We start from the raw sequence: 14232 nt of genomic DNA, 5'->3' as shown, positions 1-14232 counted from the left end.
ACTCCGAACTAGCTCATCCCGAACGGCTACTGCTGAGCTCTGAGGGGTTGCAGTTAGCACCAGACTTCGAAACTCAGACTCGGCGAGAGGCCTCGCCATGCGCTCAGAATCCAGATATGCACCACGCGTGTGCCACGCTTGAAGAACTCGTGCAGCCGCCGACCAGTCAAGTTGATCCAAGAGTTGATTGCAAGTCGACCCTAGGCAGCGTGTAGCCTCCTTCCTACTAAGGCCAGTAGCCACCGAAATCCGAGACACACTAGCTTTCCGCTCACCTGCCCCATAGTCCTCCGCCGCCACCTGCACGAAGGCCCACTTCGACACCTCCGCGAACTCCTTGAACGTCACTCCGTTGCGTAGCAGGAACCTTGCGATAGGGATCATGAAGTTTCGGCACGCCTGGAGCACTGCCTCGTGAATCGCACTACCCATCGTCGCCATCCCCCTGCTGCTGTTCTCCTGCCTTGAGCAGTTTCTCAAGGCCGTCCTCATCGAGGACAGGTATGTCTAGCTTCTCGGCCTTCTTGAGCTTGGAGCCTGCCTTCTCGCCGGCGACCAGGTAATCCGTCTTGGACGATACGGTCCCAGTGACCTTTCCGCCAATAGCGGTGATCTCAGCGGCTGCTTCTTCGCGCGTACGACCGCCAAGCGTGCCGGTCAGCACAAACGTCTTGCCAGTGAGTGGCCCCGAATCGAGCGATTCCCCTTCCTCGCCGCGAACCACGGGTACGGGTGGCGGGGCCACGCCAACCTCGAGCAGGCGGGCGACCTCCTGACGATTGTCGTCGTTGGCAAAGTACTCGGCGACACGTTGAGCCACGATGGGGCCCACGTCTGGCGTTTCCTGCAGCGCGTCGAGGTCGGCATCCATGATGGCCTCGAGCGTACCGAACTGCCTGGATAGCGCGACGGCCGTGCTCTCACCGACCTCTCGGATCCCGAGGGCATTGAGTAAGCGTGGTAATGGCCGGGTCTTGCTCGCATCGATGGCCGCGAGGACGGCGGTCGCAGACTTCTCTCCCATCCGCTCCAGAGCAGTGAGTTGATCCGCCGATAGCGTATAGAGGTCGGACACACGGGTGAGCAATCCCGCTTCGATGAGCTGCTCCACGAGCTTATCGCCAAGCCCTGCGATATCCATCGCACCTCGGGAGGCGTAGTGCTGCACGGCGCGCACCCATTGCGCCGGGCAGTAGCGTCCCCCTGTACATCGATACACGGCCTCGCCCTCGACGCGCTCCACCTCGGAGTCGCACACGGGGCATCGCGTGGGCATCTGCACCTCGGCGGCATCCGGTGGTCGTAGGGCGGCAACGACGCTCACCACTTCCGGGATCACATCCCCCGCCCGGCGCACCAGGACCGTGTCGCCGACGCGCACATCCTTGCGCTGGAGCTCATCCATGTTGTGCAGGGTAGCGTTGCTGACGGTCACACCGCCGACGAACACTGGCGTTAGGCGCGCGACTGGCGTCAGGGCGCCGGTACGACCCACCTGGAACTCCACGTTCTCCACCACCGTGGCGCGTTCTTGCGCGGGGAACTTGTGGGCGATCGCCCAGCGCGGCGCTCTCGACACCTGGCCCAGGGCGCGCTGCTGCGCGAGCGAATCAACCTTGTACACGACGCCGTCGATGTCGTACGGCAGCGACTCGCGTTGCTCCGCCATAGCCTCGTGGAAGGCCACGCATCCGGCCACGCCCTGCACCTGGCGAGCCTCTGGAGCGATGCGAAGCCCCCAGGACTTCAAGGCCTGCAACAACTCGAACTGGCTCTCGGGCACCTCGCCTTCGACAGCGCCCAAGGCGAAGCAGAACATCAGCAGCGGCCGAGTTGCGGTGACGCTGGCGTCGAGCTGGCGCAGGCTGCCGGCCGCGGCGTTGCGAGGATTGACGTACTGCTTCGCGTCCTCGGCTTCGAGCCTCTCGTTGAGCGCACTGAATCCCTCACGGGACATGTAGACCTCACCGCGCACCTCCATCCGCATCGGCGGTGCGCCGCGAAGCGTGAGCGGTACGCTGCGCAACGTGCGAATGTTGTGGGTGACATCCTCCCCGACGGTGCCATCGCCGCGCGTAGCGGCCCGCACGAGCCGGCCACGCTCGTAGAGCAAGCTGATGGCGAGTCCATCGAGCTTCGGCTCAGCCGTATAGACGATTGGCGCTACAGGCTCGGCGGAATCGCCCTCCCCTTCTTCCTGAGTTGGCACAGGGAGACCGAGGCGCTGGCGAATGCGCCGGTCGAAGTCGTACACCTCTTGCGGATCGAAGGCGTTACCCAGGGACAGCATGGGCACCTCATGCTCCACTTCGGCGAAGGCGGAGTCGGGCTTCGCGCCGACGCGTTGGGTGGGCGATTCGTCAACGACTAGCTGCGGGTGCTCGGCCTCCAGCGCCTGCAGCTCACGCATAAGACCGTCGTACACCGCGTCGTCGACGGCGGGATCGTCGAGCACGTAGTAGCGGTAGTTGTGCTCATCAAGCTCGCGCCGCAGCGCTTGCGCGCGCTCGCGCGCGACCTCGCAGACCACTGGGTCAACGCTCCCCGTGGGTTCGTCGATGCTCGAAGTCCACCACGCGTTCCTTCAGATGCTCTTCCGTCTGCCGGGTCAGCGAGCCGCCCGTGTCGTCCTGCACGGTTGCGTCCAGGTAGTTGGCGAGCAACCGGCTGCAGGTGATCATCTCCTCCAGAGCACGCAGCCCTGGCAAGGGTCCAGGCAGCAGCATGAACATGGTAAGCCCCGGCAAGCTCTGACCGGCGAGATCCTCCTCGCGCAAGGTACCGGGCTCGACCAGGTTCGCCACGCTGAACACCGACTGGGCCGCACCCGGTGGCTGGTAGTGGAAGATATCGAAGCGACCGCGGGCGAGTCCTGCCGTCAGCAGGCCTTGGCCGACCGCATCGCCCGCGAAGGCGCCCGCGCTACGCGGCACCAAACGAAGCGTGAAGACCTCCTCGATGTCCGCTTCAGGCGGTTCGTCTTCACCCTCAACAGGGTCCGACGGCTCCGGGTCAGGTACGCCCAGTTCGAGCTGTTCCGCCGGGCGTCGTGCCGGGCGAACGGCTGCTTCAGACACCTGAGAAACCCGCTCTCCCACCGTGACGACCGGGAGTTCGCCGGTGCTCGCACCTGCATTCTCGGCCTCCTCTCGCTTGCGCAGGTAGGCGGGCGTCGTTCGGTCCGGATCGGCGGGGCCGGGGGCGGTGAAGTCGTCCGTCACGTCATGCCCATCGGTGAGTTCTGGCTCTCGGCGCAGCTCCTCCCACGGATCATCGACAACGCCCTCGTCCACGCTGAGCGAGGGTTCCTGGCGCTCGCCAGCCCGAACGTTCGGGCCGCGCCGGCTGTCCTGCCGACGCATCGCCAGGTAGACGCCCACCACGAAGAGCACACCGAACAGGACAATCAACCAACGCAGTTCCGCCATGGCTACATCGCTGCCAGTTTCACAGCCTCGTCGACATCGACGGCCACCAGGCGCGATACGCCCGGTTCTTGCATCGTCACGCCCGACAGATGGCTGGCGAGTTCCATAGTGGTCTTGTTGTGAGTGATGAAGATGAACTGCACCCGCTCGGACATCTCACGCACGATCTCGCAGAAGCGCCCCACGTTGGCCTCATCGAGCGGCGCGTCCACCTCGTCGAGCATGCAGAAGGGTGCCGGGTTCAGCTCGAAGATGGCGAAGATAAGGGCTACCGCCGTCATCGCCTTCTCGCCACCGGAGAGCAGATGGATCGTGCTGTTGCGCTTCCCGGGCGGCCTCGCCATGACGGTCACGCCGGCGGCGAGAAGATCGTCATCACTGAGCTCCAGATAGGCGTGCCCGCCGCCGAAGAGCCGCGGGAATATGCTCTTCAGCCCCGCGTCCACCTGATCGAAGGTCTCCTTGAAACGCGTGCGGGTTTCCCGGTCGATCTTGCGCATGGCGGTCTCGAGCGTCTCGAGTGCCTGCTCCAGGTCATTGTGCTGTGAGTCGAGGTACTCCTTGCGCTCCGACTGCGTCTGGAACTCGTCGATGGCGGCGAGGTTGATCGGCCCGAGGCGCTGAATGCGCTTCTCGATCTTCTCGAGTTCCTCCTCGCCGGCTGGGATGGTGAGCTCCGCGTCCATCTGCTCGGCGATCGCCTCCGCGGTGGTATCCAAGCGCTCGAAGGCCTCCGCGCAGGTGGAGCGGCGGGTCACGATCTCCTGCATGACCAAGCGTTGCGACTCGAGGGCCGTGCGCGCTTGGTCCACCTCACCCTCGTGCTCATTTCGCTTGGCTTGCAGTTCGCGCTGCCCGGCCTCTTCGGCCTCCACCCGTTCCCGGGCCTCGGTAAGCGCTCGTTCGAGTCCGCCGCGCGACTCCAGTAGCGTCTCAAGCGATTGCTCCAGATCGCGTACGGGCGCAGCCTCCTGCTCCATTTGCTGCTTGAGCGCGCTGCTACGGTCCTGGTACTGGCCGAGCTGTTGCTGGAGGCGCCCCACGGCGTCTTTCAACGAACTCTGCTGAGAGGAACGCGCCTCCACCTGCAGTGCCAGCCCCTGCGCCTTGGCACGGTCGCCATTCGCACGCTCGGTCGACTCCTGCAAGCGCAGATCGATGTGTTCACGCTGCTCGCGAAGCTCCGACTCCTGGTCGGCGAGCGTCTGCTGCTCGCGAGCTGCGGCGTCGGCACGCTCCCGGCATTGCTCCATCTCGTACGTGAGTTCGCGCCGTTGCTCTCCAAGCTCTGAAAGCTCGGCTTCGACGCTCTGCAGCTGCTCCCGCATCTGATCGAGTCGTGACGCCAACGCGTCGACCCGTCCTCGGCCTTCCGCCAACAACGAGTGAGCGGCATTGACCGCCTCCTGCTGAGCCACCCGTTGGCGTTCGCCCGATTCCAGCTCGTCGCGCAGACGAGCGGCTTGCGCCTCGAGGGACGCGCGCTGCTCGCTGAGCGCCTGCTGCTGTTCGCGGCGCTCTCGCAGCAGTTGCTCACGAGCGATCACGCCGGCTCGCGGATCGGCGGAATCGCCGAGGCGTAGCCAGTCACGGCCGAGCCACTCACCAGATCTGGTGATGATGCTCTCACCGGTGGCGAGGCTCGCCTGCTTGGCTAGCGCTTCCGATAGGTCATCGGCGCAGTAGATGCCGGCCAGAAGAGAACTCGGCACCACCTCGCCACGCAGCTGACCCGCGAGGGGCGTCAGCCCGTGCGCGCCCGAGGCGGACGGCAACGGTGTGTTCCCGGGTTGAAACAACGCGAGGCGCTCGCCGGTCGGCAGGTTTCCGCGCCGCGCCAGCTCGGCCAGGTCTTCGACGCATACCGCCTGCAAGCCCTCACCGAGGACAGCTTCGACGGCGCCTTCCCAGCCCGCTTGTACCTGCAGCTGCTGGGCCAGACGAGGGTTGTTGCGAAGGCCACCCTCGTGCAGCCAGCGCAGGCTGGCGGACTGGGCATCCGTGCCGAGCGCTGCCTGCTGAAGCGCCTCCAGGGAGGCGACCTGCCCGTTCACCGATTCGAGCTCGCCGCGCACGTCGTGAAGCTCCGTGCCAACGCTGGTCTGCTTCGCGCGCCAGCGCTCGACCTTCTCGCTCGCCTGGCGCAGATCTTCCTGTCGCTGCGAGAGCGTGTTCTGCGCAACTTCGACTGCGCTTGCCGCCTGCTGCGCATCGCCCTCGAGTTCGGCGACCGACAGGGACGCGCGTAAGGTCTCCAGACGATCTGCACGTTGGCGCATCGCCTCGCTACGCACCTCCAGCCCCTCGAGCCGGGTGGCCTCGACGCTGACGGCGCGGGCCGCCGCGCTCGCCTTGCCCGAGTACTCGTCCCAACGGTGCTGCCAATCCGCGCGGTCACCTTGGGCGCGCTGAACGAGCTCACCGCTGGCCTGCTCTTCGGTGCGCGCGGCTTCCAGTGCGGGGGTGAGCGATTCGAGCTCTTCCGCGCCGGCCGCGAGCTGTGTCTCGTCGGTGGCGATATCGCCCTGCACCTGTTCGATCGCACTCGCCAAGCGCTCGAGCTCCGCGCCCTGCCGCTCGGTCAGGTCTCGCGCGTGGCTGATCTCCTGCTCGATGCGCGCCATCTCGGCGCCGTGTTTGAAGAATGCCTCCTGCGCCTCGTTAGCCTCTTCCTGGCGCTCCGCCTGGCGTTCGCGCGCTTCCTCGATCTGCGCCTCGACATTGCGTTGATCAGCGAGCGCCGCTTCCACGGCCACCCGGTGCTGCTCGACCTGCAGATGCTGCTGCTCGTGGGCGGCGTCCAGCTCGCGTAGGCGCAGCAAGGCGAGCTCGGCTTGCAGCTTGTGCTCGCGCTCGCGGTATTCCTTGAAGCGCTCCGCGACCCGGGCCTGGCGCTGCAGGTGCTTTAGCTGCTTGTCCACTTCGTCGCGAAGGTCGGTGAGCCGTTCGAGGTTCTCGCGCGTGTGACGGATGCGGTTCTCCGTCTCCCTTCGCTTGTCCTTGTAGCGGGAGATGCCGGCGGCTTCCTCGAGGTAGGCGCGCATGTCCTCGGGCCGCGCTTCGATCAGGCGGGAAACCATACCCTGCTGGATGATCGAGTAGCTGCGTGGTCCCATGCCGGTACCGAGAAAGATGCCGGTGATGTCTCGACGGCGACAGCGGGTGCCGTTGATCGAGTACACGGACACCCCGTCACGAGAGAGCGTGCGCTTGACGGACACTTCCGAGAAGGCGCCGTACTGGCCGCCGATGGCGCCGTCACTGTTGTCGAATACGAGCTCAATGGAGGCGACGCCGACGGGCTTTCTTGCGCTGGATCCGTTGAAAATGACGTCCGCGAGGGAGTCCCCGCGCAGGTATTTGGCCGAGCTCTCACCCATCACCCAACGCACGGCGTCGATGACATTCGACTTACCGCAACCATTGGGGCCTACCACACCCGTGAGGTTGGTGGGGAAGTTGAGCACCGTCGGATCGACGAAGGATTTAAAGCCGGCAAGCTTGATCTGACTCAGGCGCATCGCCACCTCGGTCGCGCTTGCTGACCTCTACGATTCATTGGGTACGGCACGTTTACTGTGGCTTCCTTGGCTCTTCCGCCCTGAGGCATGGCGCGATGCCGCGCTGCGTCATGCGCTGCGACGCCCGACCGGAATGACCCGTGGCGTGCAGGAACGGCGTGGTTTAGATTGTGCGCCCGCGACAGACCTCGCCGGCGTGGTTTCAAGCCGTCGAGTATCGCGCCCCGCACAACTCCGAGGCAACCTTGATGAGCGACTCCACACCCGTGACACCGACCGCCGGGCCGACCCGGCAGCTGGACACCTTCGACAACCCAAACCCGGGGTCGGACTTCACGATCCACATGCGGATTCCGGAGTTCACATGTCTGTGCCCGAAGACAGGGCAGCCCGACTTCGCCACGATCTACCTCGACTACGTGCCGGATCAGCGCTGCGTGGAGCTCAAGTCCTTGAAACTCTACATGTGGTCGTACCGAGAGGAAGGCGCGTTCCACGAGGCGATCACGAACAAGATCCTGGCCGACCTGGTGGCCGCCGTATCGCCGCGTTTCATGCGCGTGACCGGCGAGTTCAACGTGCGCGGAGGCATCTACACGAGCATCGTCGTCGAGCATCGCGCGTCTGGATGGGAGCCGGCGGCGCCGGTGCAACTGCCCTGAAGGAGGCCACGGCGCGTGCCCGTCCTGTGGACTGGATCCGACACCAACGTAGCGTGCCATTAGCTTTGCCGCTATACTCGGCGGTTTGGTAGCCCGCAGAGGTGCCGCGGTCACACCCTTGATCAGTCTGGGGCGTAGGGGCCGCCGACCACCTCCGCGACCGTAAAGCGCGCCCTAGGCGGTATCGGTGATCGGAGCACACACGTGACAGCGGCATCTGAGAAATCGACGAAAAAAACCACCGCAAAAAAGAAAGCTACGACCAAAAAGAAGGCCGCCACGGCGACCAAGAAGAAGAAAGTAGCGGCCTCTTCGGGAACGACCTCGAAGAAGGCACCCGCCAAGAAGGCGGCCACTACTAAGAAGGCACCCGCTCGCAAGGCGAGCACCAGCAAGGCAGCTGCCAGCGCCCCAGCAAAGAAAGCAGCGGTGAAAGCGGCTCCTGCCAAGAAACCTGCGCCCGCCGCAGCCGCCAAGGCGCCGCCGCGCAAGGCGACGCCGCGGCCGATCTCACGGGCCGCGAAGCCATCGAAGTCGAATGACAATTCGCTGGCCATCGCACCGCCGCCGCCCAAGCCCGGTGTCCGCCTGGTCGGCGGCATCATCCCCTACACGGTGGAGCCGGGTGAGGAGTACATGAACGAGCAGCAGCTCGAACATTTCCGCAACATCCTGCTCGCATGGAAGAAAGACCTCATGGAAGAAGTCGATCGCACCGTGCACCACATGAAGGACGAAGCAGCCAACTTTCCCGATCCCAACGACCGTGCCACGCAAGAATCCGAGTTCAGCCTCGAGCTACGCACCCGCGATCGCGAGCGCAAGCTGATCAAGAAGATCGAAGAGGCCCTCGGTGACGTGGAGGCCCACGAGTACGGCTTCTGCGAGACCTGCGGCATCGAAATCGGGATCCGCCGTTTGGAGGCGCGCCCGACCGCCACCCTGTGCATCGACTGCAAGACGCTCGACGAGATTCGCGAGCGGCAGATGGGCTGATTGTACGTCGGACGATTCGCGCCCTCCCCCACGGGGGCACTGCACTTCGGCTCACTCGTCGCTGCCCTGGCGAGCTTCCTGGACGCCCGCGCCGCCGGCGGCAAATGGCTCCTTCGGATCGAGAACATCGACCCACCCCGTGAGAAACCTGGCTCGGCGGACGCCATCCGCCGTTCCCTAGACCGCTTGGGCTTGCACTGGGATGGCCCGATCACCTTCCAGAGCGAACGAAGCCAACTCTACTGGAGAGCCTTGCGGGACCTCCATGCCACCGGAGCGCTGTTCGCCTGTGAGTGCTCACGTACTCAGATAGCCAAGGCTGCCAAGAGCCAAACGACTGAGGGGCCCCTGTATCCGGGCACCTGCCGCCACCGCGAACCGCGCCCGCTCGACGATGGCGCCGAGGGCTCGCACGACGGTATCGCCTGGCGCCTTCGCGCCGACGCGTCACCGGCGCCGATCCGATTCATCGACCGCATCCAAGGTGCTCAGGGGGCAGATCCGAGCACTGATCTCGGCGATTTCGTGCTGCGGCGTCGGGATGGCTATTTCGCCTACCAACTGGCCGTGGCCATCGACGACCAACGCCAGGGCATCACGGATGTCGTACGCGGCGTCGACCTGCTGCCATCGACCTTTCGCCAGCTGCTCGTGCTGCGCCATATCGGTGCAGCTATGCCCACCTATGCGCACATACCGATCGCCCTGGACGCCCATGGCCATAAGCTGAGCAAGCAGGAGGGCGCGAGTTCCATTGATGCTGAACCCGAAGCACCGCTGCTTTTTCGCGCACTTCAGTTCCTGCAACAAAACCCACCTCGCGAACTTCGCCGAACGTCCGCCCAGGAGGTGCTAACGTGGGCGATCGCGCACTGGTCCGTCGGCCCAATGCGAGGAATGCAGGCCATTTCCGGGGAACCCGGTCATATCTGAGGCCATGTGCGCCTATGTTGCACCGCGGCTCAGTGCTATATGAGCATTGCAACATTCGATTTGCCCGCAGTACCATGCGTCATTCCTACGGTTGTTTACGTGCCCGTCCTAACACGAACCAATGACAAAGCGTCCGGCATGCCACACCGGACCAGGGAGGTTGCCGGTATGAGCGAACCGAGAACGATTAAAAAGTATCCAAATCGCCGACTCTACGACACGGAAGAAAGCCGCTACATCACGCTCGCCGACATCCGTCGGTTGGTCATCGAGAAGATCGATTTCGTCGTCATCGACAAGAAGACGGAAACCGATATCACCCGCAGCATTTTGCTGCAGGTCATCAGTGAGCAGGAGTCCGAGGGCGAGCCCATCTTCTCGCGTGACTTCCTCTCCCAGGTGATCCGTTCCTACGGCGGCACGATGCAGGGCATGGTGTCGAGCTACATGGAGCAGAGCCTGAAGATGTTCATGAGCCAGCAGCAGCAGCTGCGGGACAAGGTGAAAGGCGTGGTGGGCATCGACCCCGTGGGCGTTGTCACCAACCTGACGCTCAAGAACTACTCCCGGTGGAAGTCCGTGCAGGACGAGATCTTCCGCACCCTGTGGGCGACGCCTGCCCGCGGTGAGGAAAACGGCCACGCGCCGACCAACGGTAATGGCGCAGCCGCCCCTGGCACGACCGCTGGCGCCGCCCCTAGCGCATCGCAGCCGGCAGAACGCTCGGCAGAACCGGAGTCTACGCCCCAGTCGTGACGCTCTGAGGCGACGTTGACATAATCAGAATCACTGGTTATTGTTAAGTCGCAACCTTGCTGTTGCACATGCATCAGGTATTCGCGTCCGACTGGCAACTCTTCGGAGTTTGCCACTACGGCCCCCACCCTCCCGGGCGGGGGCCGATTTTTTTGGCCTTCTCAAAACCCTGGTAAGAACCGCTGAACCCTGCTGCCGTAGCTGCCCCGGTTAACGCACCTCCACCCTTCTCTCCACCTTCCTGGCTCCGCAACGCCCACCTGCAGACGCTGCTGGCGAACAAGCCGTTGCGTTGGCCCAAAGGGCCACGAGTCCACGACGAGGCGTACGAGCTACCGGACGGAGATATCGTCCGTCTTGTGCGCAACATAAGCGCAGCATCGGCCGATTCTCGGCCGCCCCGGGTAGTCGTGCTGCACGGACTCGCCGGCGGGTACGACTCCGCCTACGCGCGCGACCTATTCACGGCCTTCGAGGCGCACGAGTTGGAGGGGCACCTGCTGCACTTCCGTGGGTGCGGCGACCTGATGAACCGACTACCGCGTGGCTACCACGCCGGCGATACCTCGGATTTCGCCCACTACGTAAGCGAGCTACATCGCGAAGCTCCCGAACGCCCGATCTACGCGGTCGGCTTTTCCCTGGGTGCAAACGTGCTCCTGAAGTACCTCGGCACCGAAAATGAGCAAGGACACGTGGCCGCGGCGGTGGCAGTCTCCGTGCCCTTCCTGCTCGATGACGCCTGTGAGTCCATTTCCAGTGGCTTCTCCCTGCTCTACCACAAGGTGCTGTTGCGCCGACTCAAGCAGTCGATGGTGGAGAAGTTCGGCAGCCTGCCAGCTGACCAGATTCCCTTCGACTACGGGGCGCTGAAACGCGTAGGCGATCTGCGGAGCTTCGATGATCTCGTCACGGCACCCATGCACGGATTCGGCACTGCCGAGCACTACTACGCCGTGAGTAGCTGCCGACAGTACCTATTGGGCATCGACACCCCTACCCTGATCCTGCACGCCGCGGACGACCCGTTTCAGAGTCCAGCCGGCATCCCCACTCCCTCTGAGCTCGCATCCCCTGTGGAGCTAGAACTGTCCGCCCACGGCGGCCACGTGGGGTTCCTGCAAGGGACGAGTGGCGGTCTGACTTGGAAATCCTGGCTAACGCCGCGGATCACCGCTTATCTGAGGGCTCAGGCGAGAGGCCAGGGTTCGGCCACTTGAGAGAATGGTATTCGGGTGGCGCGCGAACGCCGCCACCGCCTCTTACGTTTGCGGCGTAGCGCTACCCGCTACGCCGCAAGACTCGTCGGTGTGAGCCTACTCGCTGTCGAGATCGCGCATGCTCAGACGGATACGCCCCTGGCGGTCCACCTCCAGCACCTTCACGCGAACGGTCTCACCGCTCTTCAGCTTGTCGCTGACGCGTTCCACACGCTCGTCGGAGATCTGCGAGATGTGCACGAGGCCATCCTTGCCGGGCAGGATCGTCACGAAAGCGCCGAAGTCCATCAGGCGCGCCACCGTGCCCTCGTAGATCTTGCCGACCTCCACCTCTGCGGTGATCTGCTTGATGCGACGCTGCGCTTCCTTACCGGATGCACCGTCCACGGAGGCGATCTTCACCGAGCCGTCGTTCTCGATATCGATCTGCGTGCCGGTCTCTTCGGTGATGGCGCGGATAACCGCACCGCCCTTACCGATCACATCGCGGATCTTCTCGGGATCGATCTTGAAGGTGAGGATGGTGGGCGCCCACTCGGACATCTCCTCGCGAGCGGTCGGGATGACCTTGTTCATCTCGCCGAGGATGTGCAGGCGTGCATCGCGCGCCTGGCCGAGGGCGGTCTCCATGATCTCCGCGGTGATGCCGTCGATCTTGATGTCCATCTGCAGAGCGGTCACACCGCCCTCCGTACCGGCCACCTTGAAGTCCATGTCGCCGAGGTGATCCTCGTCACCGAGGATGTCGGTGAGCACCTGGTAGCGATCGCCTTCCTTGATGAGACCCATGGCGATACCGGCCACCGGAGCCTTGATCGGCACACCCGCGTCCATCAGCGCCAGAGAGGAACCACACACGCTCGCCATGGAGCTGGAGCCGTTGGACTCGGTGATCTCCGACACCACACGGATGACGTAGGGGAACCCCTCCATCTCCGGCAGCACGGCCTGGATGCCGCGGCGGGCAAGCTTGCCGTGGCCGATCTCGCGCCGCTTCGGGCCCGACATGAAGCCGGTCTCACCCACGCAGAACGGTGGGAAGTTGTAGTGAAGCATGAAGGGCTCTTTGCGCTCGCCCTCCAAGGCGTCGATGATCTGTGCATCGCGGCCCGTGCCCAAGGTAGTGGTCACGATGGCCTGGGTTTCGCCGCGGGTGAAGAGTGCCGAGCCGTGCGTACGGGGCAGCACACCCACGCGCACGTCGATAGGACGCACGGTGGCGGTGTCACGGCCGTCGATGCGAGGCTGACCATCGAGGATGCGATCGCGAACGGTACGCTTCTCCAGGCTGGCGAAGCGGTCGCCGATCGTATTGGCGCTCCACTCGTTGCCTTCCTCAGCCGTTAGCTTCTCAACCAAGGCTGCCTTGATCTCTCCCAGACGATCCTTGCGCTGCCCCTTCTCGGCGATCTGGTAAGCGGCGATGATCTCGCTGCTGGCCTCTTCGCGAATACGCTGGTCGAGAGCCTCGTCCGTCGTCGGCGGATTCCACTCCATCGCCGGCTTAGCTGCCTCGGCTGCTAACTCGTTGATGGCGTTGATCGCCACCTGCATCTGCTCGTGCCCGAAGGTGACGGCGCCGAGCATCACAGCCTCGGAGAGGCAGTTGGCCTCGGACTCCACCATCAGCACGGCGTTGGAGGTGCCGGCGACGACTAGATCGAGGTCCGACTCGGCCAGCTTGGGTGCGGTCGGATTTACCATGTACTCGCCGTTGTGGTAGCCCACACGAGCGGCACCGATAGGCCCCTGGAACGGCAGACCAGACAGGGACAACGCCGCGGAGGCGCCGATCAATGCCGGGATGTCCGGGTCGACCTCAGGATTCATCGAGACCACCGTCGCGATCACCTGAACGTCGTTGAAGAAGCCCTTGGGACACAGCGGTCGGATCGGGCGATCGATCAAGCGACTGGTCAAGGTCTCCTTCTCCGTGGGACGCCCCTCACGCTTGAAGAAGCCCCCAGGGATGCGGCCAGCTGCGTAAGTCTTCTCCACGTAGTTGACGGTCAACGGGAAGAAATCGCGGGTCTCGCCCCTGTTGGAGCCGACGGCGGTGACCAGCACCACGGTGTCGGACATGCTCACGAGCACTGCGCCGTGAGCCTGACGAGCGATGACGCCCGTCTCGAGGGTGACCGTGTGATCACCGTACTGGAAGGATTTGGTTACTGCTTGGAACACGCTCTGTTACCTGTGCTCTGTAATGTGCCGCCGGGGCGATAGGAGATGTCGGCCGCGGCCCGGGCCCGGGCCGCCCCCCCCAGGCCGGCGACGGAAGACGCGATGATGCTAGCGACGCAAACCGAGCCGCTGAATGAGGCTCTGGTAACGAGAGGGATCTGTGCGCTTCAGGTAGTCCAGCAGCTTGCGGCGCTGGTTGACCATCCGCAGCAAGCCACGCCGGCTGTGGTGGTCTTTCTTGTGCTCGCCGAAATGGCCGGTAAGGCCCTCGATACGCGCCGACAGGAGGGCAACTTGCACCTCGGCGGATCCGGTATCGCCGGCGCCGCGGCCGTACTCACTGATGATTTGCGCTTTCTGATCTGGACTGAGTGACATCGCTCTTTGCTCTTTCCTGATTAACCCTTTATTTCGGGCGCAGAGTCTACCATGTGACAGTGCGGTTAAGGACGTCCGCGGACACTGAGCGTCACGCTCGTTTCCGAGGCTCCCAACCCCTGACTCCTGTCGGCTGGAGACGCCCGCGAGGCCC

Annotated in this window: 10 protein-coding genes; 5 read left to right on the top strand and 5 right to left on the bottom strand. The window is 64.2% G+C overall.

Annotated features, from left to right (window positions below; all coding sequences use genetic code 11):
• Positions 1–424 precede the first annotated feature (424 nt).
• From ligA to smc, 3 genes are read right to left on the bottom strand one after another with little or no spacing between them, the layout of a single operon-like run.
• Positions 425–2530 carry an NAD-dependent DNA ligase LigA gene (gene ligA / locus AAF184_01675; GenBank protein ID MEO0421013.1) on the bottom strand — a complete coding sequence of 702 codons (2106 nt, stop codon included), beginning with the start codon at positions 2528–2530 and terminating at the stop codon, positions 425–427.
• A 4-nt stretch (positions 2531–2534) separates the two neighbouring features.
• Positions 2535–3428 (bottom strand): cell division protein ZipA C-terminal FtsZ-binding domain-containing protein, encoded by an 894-nt coding sequence (locus AAF184_01670; GenBank protein MEO0421012.1) that lies wholly within the window; start codon positions 3426–3428, stop codon positions 2535–2537.
• 2 nt (positions 3429–3430) lie between these two features.
• Positions 3431–6949, bottom strand: coding sequence for a chromosome segregation protein SMC (smc, locus tag AAF184_01665; protein MEO0421011.1), 3519 nt, complete (start codon positions 6947–6949; stop codon positions 3431–3433).
• 248 nt (positions 6950–7197) lie between these two features.
• Here smc and queF point away from each other — a divergent pair, with 248 nt between their 5' ends.
• The 5 genes from queF (at position 7198) to AAF184_01640 (ending at position 11516) form a co-directional block, all read left to right on the top strand.
• Complete coding sequence (queF, locus tag AAF184_01660) at positions 7198–7611, top strand: preQ(1) synthase (protein ID MEO0421010.1); 414 nt, start codon at positions 7198–7200, stop codon at positions 7609–7611.
• Between the two features lie 588 nt (positions 7612–8199).
• Positions 8200–8607: an RNA polymerase-binding protein DksA gene (dksA, locus tag AAF184_01655; protein MEO0421009.1), complete on the top strand. Its 408-nt coding sequence runs from the start codon at positions 8200–8202 to the stop codon at positions 8605–8607.
• A complete protein-coding gene (gluQRS, locus tag AAF184_01650) occupies positions 8608–9540 on the top strand; it encodes a tRNA glutamyl-Q(34) synthetase GluQRS (GenBank protein ID MEO0421008.1) in 933 nt (310 codons plus the stop codon).
• Positions 9541–9708: 168 nt separating this feature from the next.
• On the top strand, positions 9709–10296 hold the full coding sequence (gene phaR, locus AAF184_01645; GenBank protein ID MEO0421007.1) for a polyhydroxyalkanoate synthesis repressor PhaR: 588 nt from the start codon (positions 9709–9711) through the stop codon (positions 10294–10296).
• 182 nt (positions 10297–10478) lie between these two features.
• Positions 10479–11516 (top strand): hydrolase, encoded by a 1038-nt coding sequence (locus AAF184_01640; protein ID MEO0421006.1) that lies wholly within the window; start codon positions 10479–10481, stop codon positions 11514–11516.
• Between the two features lie 96 nt (positions 11517–11612).
• On the opposite strand, the gene pnp is transcribed toward AAF184_01640, so the two are convergent.
• A complete protein-coding gene (pnp, locus tag AAF184_01635) occupies positions 11613–13700 on the bottom strand; it encodes a polyribonucleotide nucleotidyltransferase (GenBank protein ID MEO0421005.1) in 2088 nt (695 codons plus the stop codon).
• Between the two features lie 108 nt (positions 13701–13808).
• Positions 13809–14078 carry a 30S ribosomal protein S15 gene (rpsO, locus tag AAF184_01630; GenBank protein ID MEO0421004.1) on the bottom strand — a complete coding sequence of 90 codons (270 nt, stop codon included), beginning with the start codon at positions 14076–14078 and terminating at the stop codon, positions 13809–13811.
• Between the last annotated feature and the right edge of the window lie 154 nt (positions 14079–14232).

Source organism: Pseudomonadota bacterium (assembly GCA_039815145.1).
Classification (GTDB): Bacteria; Pseudomonadota; Gammaproteobacteria; order Steroidobacterales; family JBCBZW01; genus JBCBZW01.
Note: the sequence above shows the minus strand (reverse complement) of the source record. Positions and strands in the feature narration are given on the sequence as shown.

Coding starts and splice junctions, on each gene's coding strand:
- AAF184_01670 (MEO0421012.1), bottom strand. CDS start 3,428: ATGGCGGAACTGCGTTGGTTGATTGTCCTGTTCGGTGTGCTCTTCGTG.
- smc (MEO0421011.1), bottom strand. CDS start 6,949: ATGCGCCTGAGTCAGATCAAGCTTGCCGGCTTTAAATCCTTCGTCGAT.
- queF (MEO0421010.1), top strand. CDS start 7,198: ATGAGCGACTCCACACCCGTGACACCGACCGCCGGGCCGACCCGGCAG.
- phaR (MEO0421007.1), top strand. CDS start 9,709: ATGAGCGAACCGAGAACGATTAAAAAGTATCCAAATCGCCGACTCTAC.
- rpsO (MEO0421004.1), bottom strand. CDS start 14,078: ATGTCACTCAGTCCAGATCAGAAAGCGCAAATCATCAGTGAGTACGGC.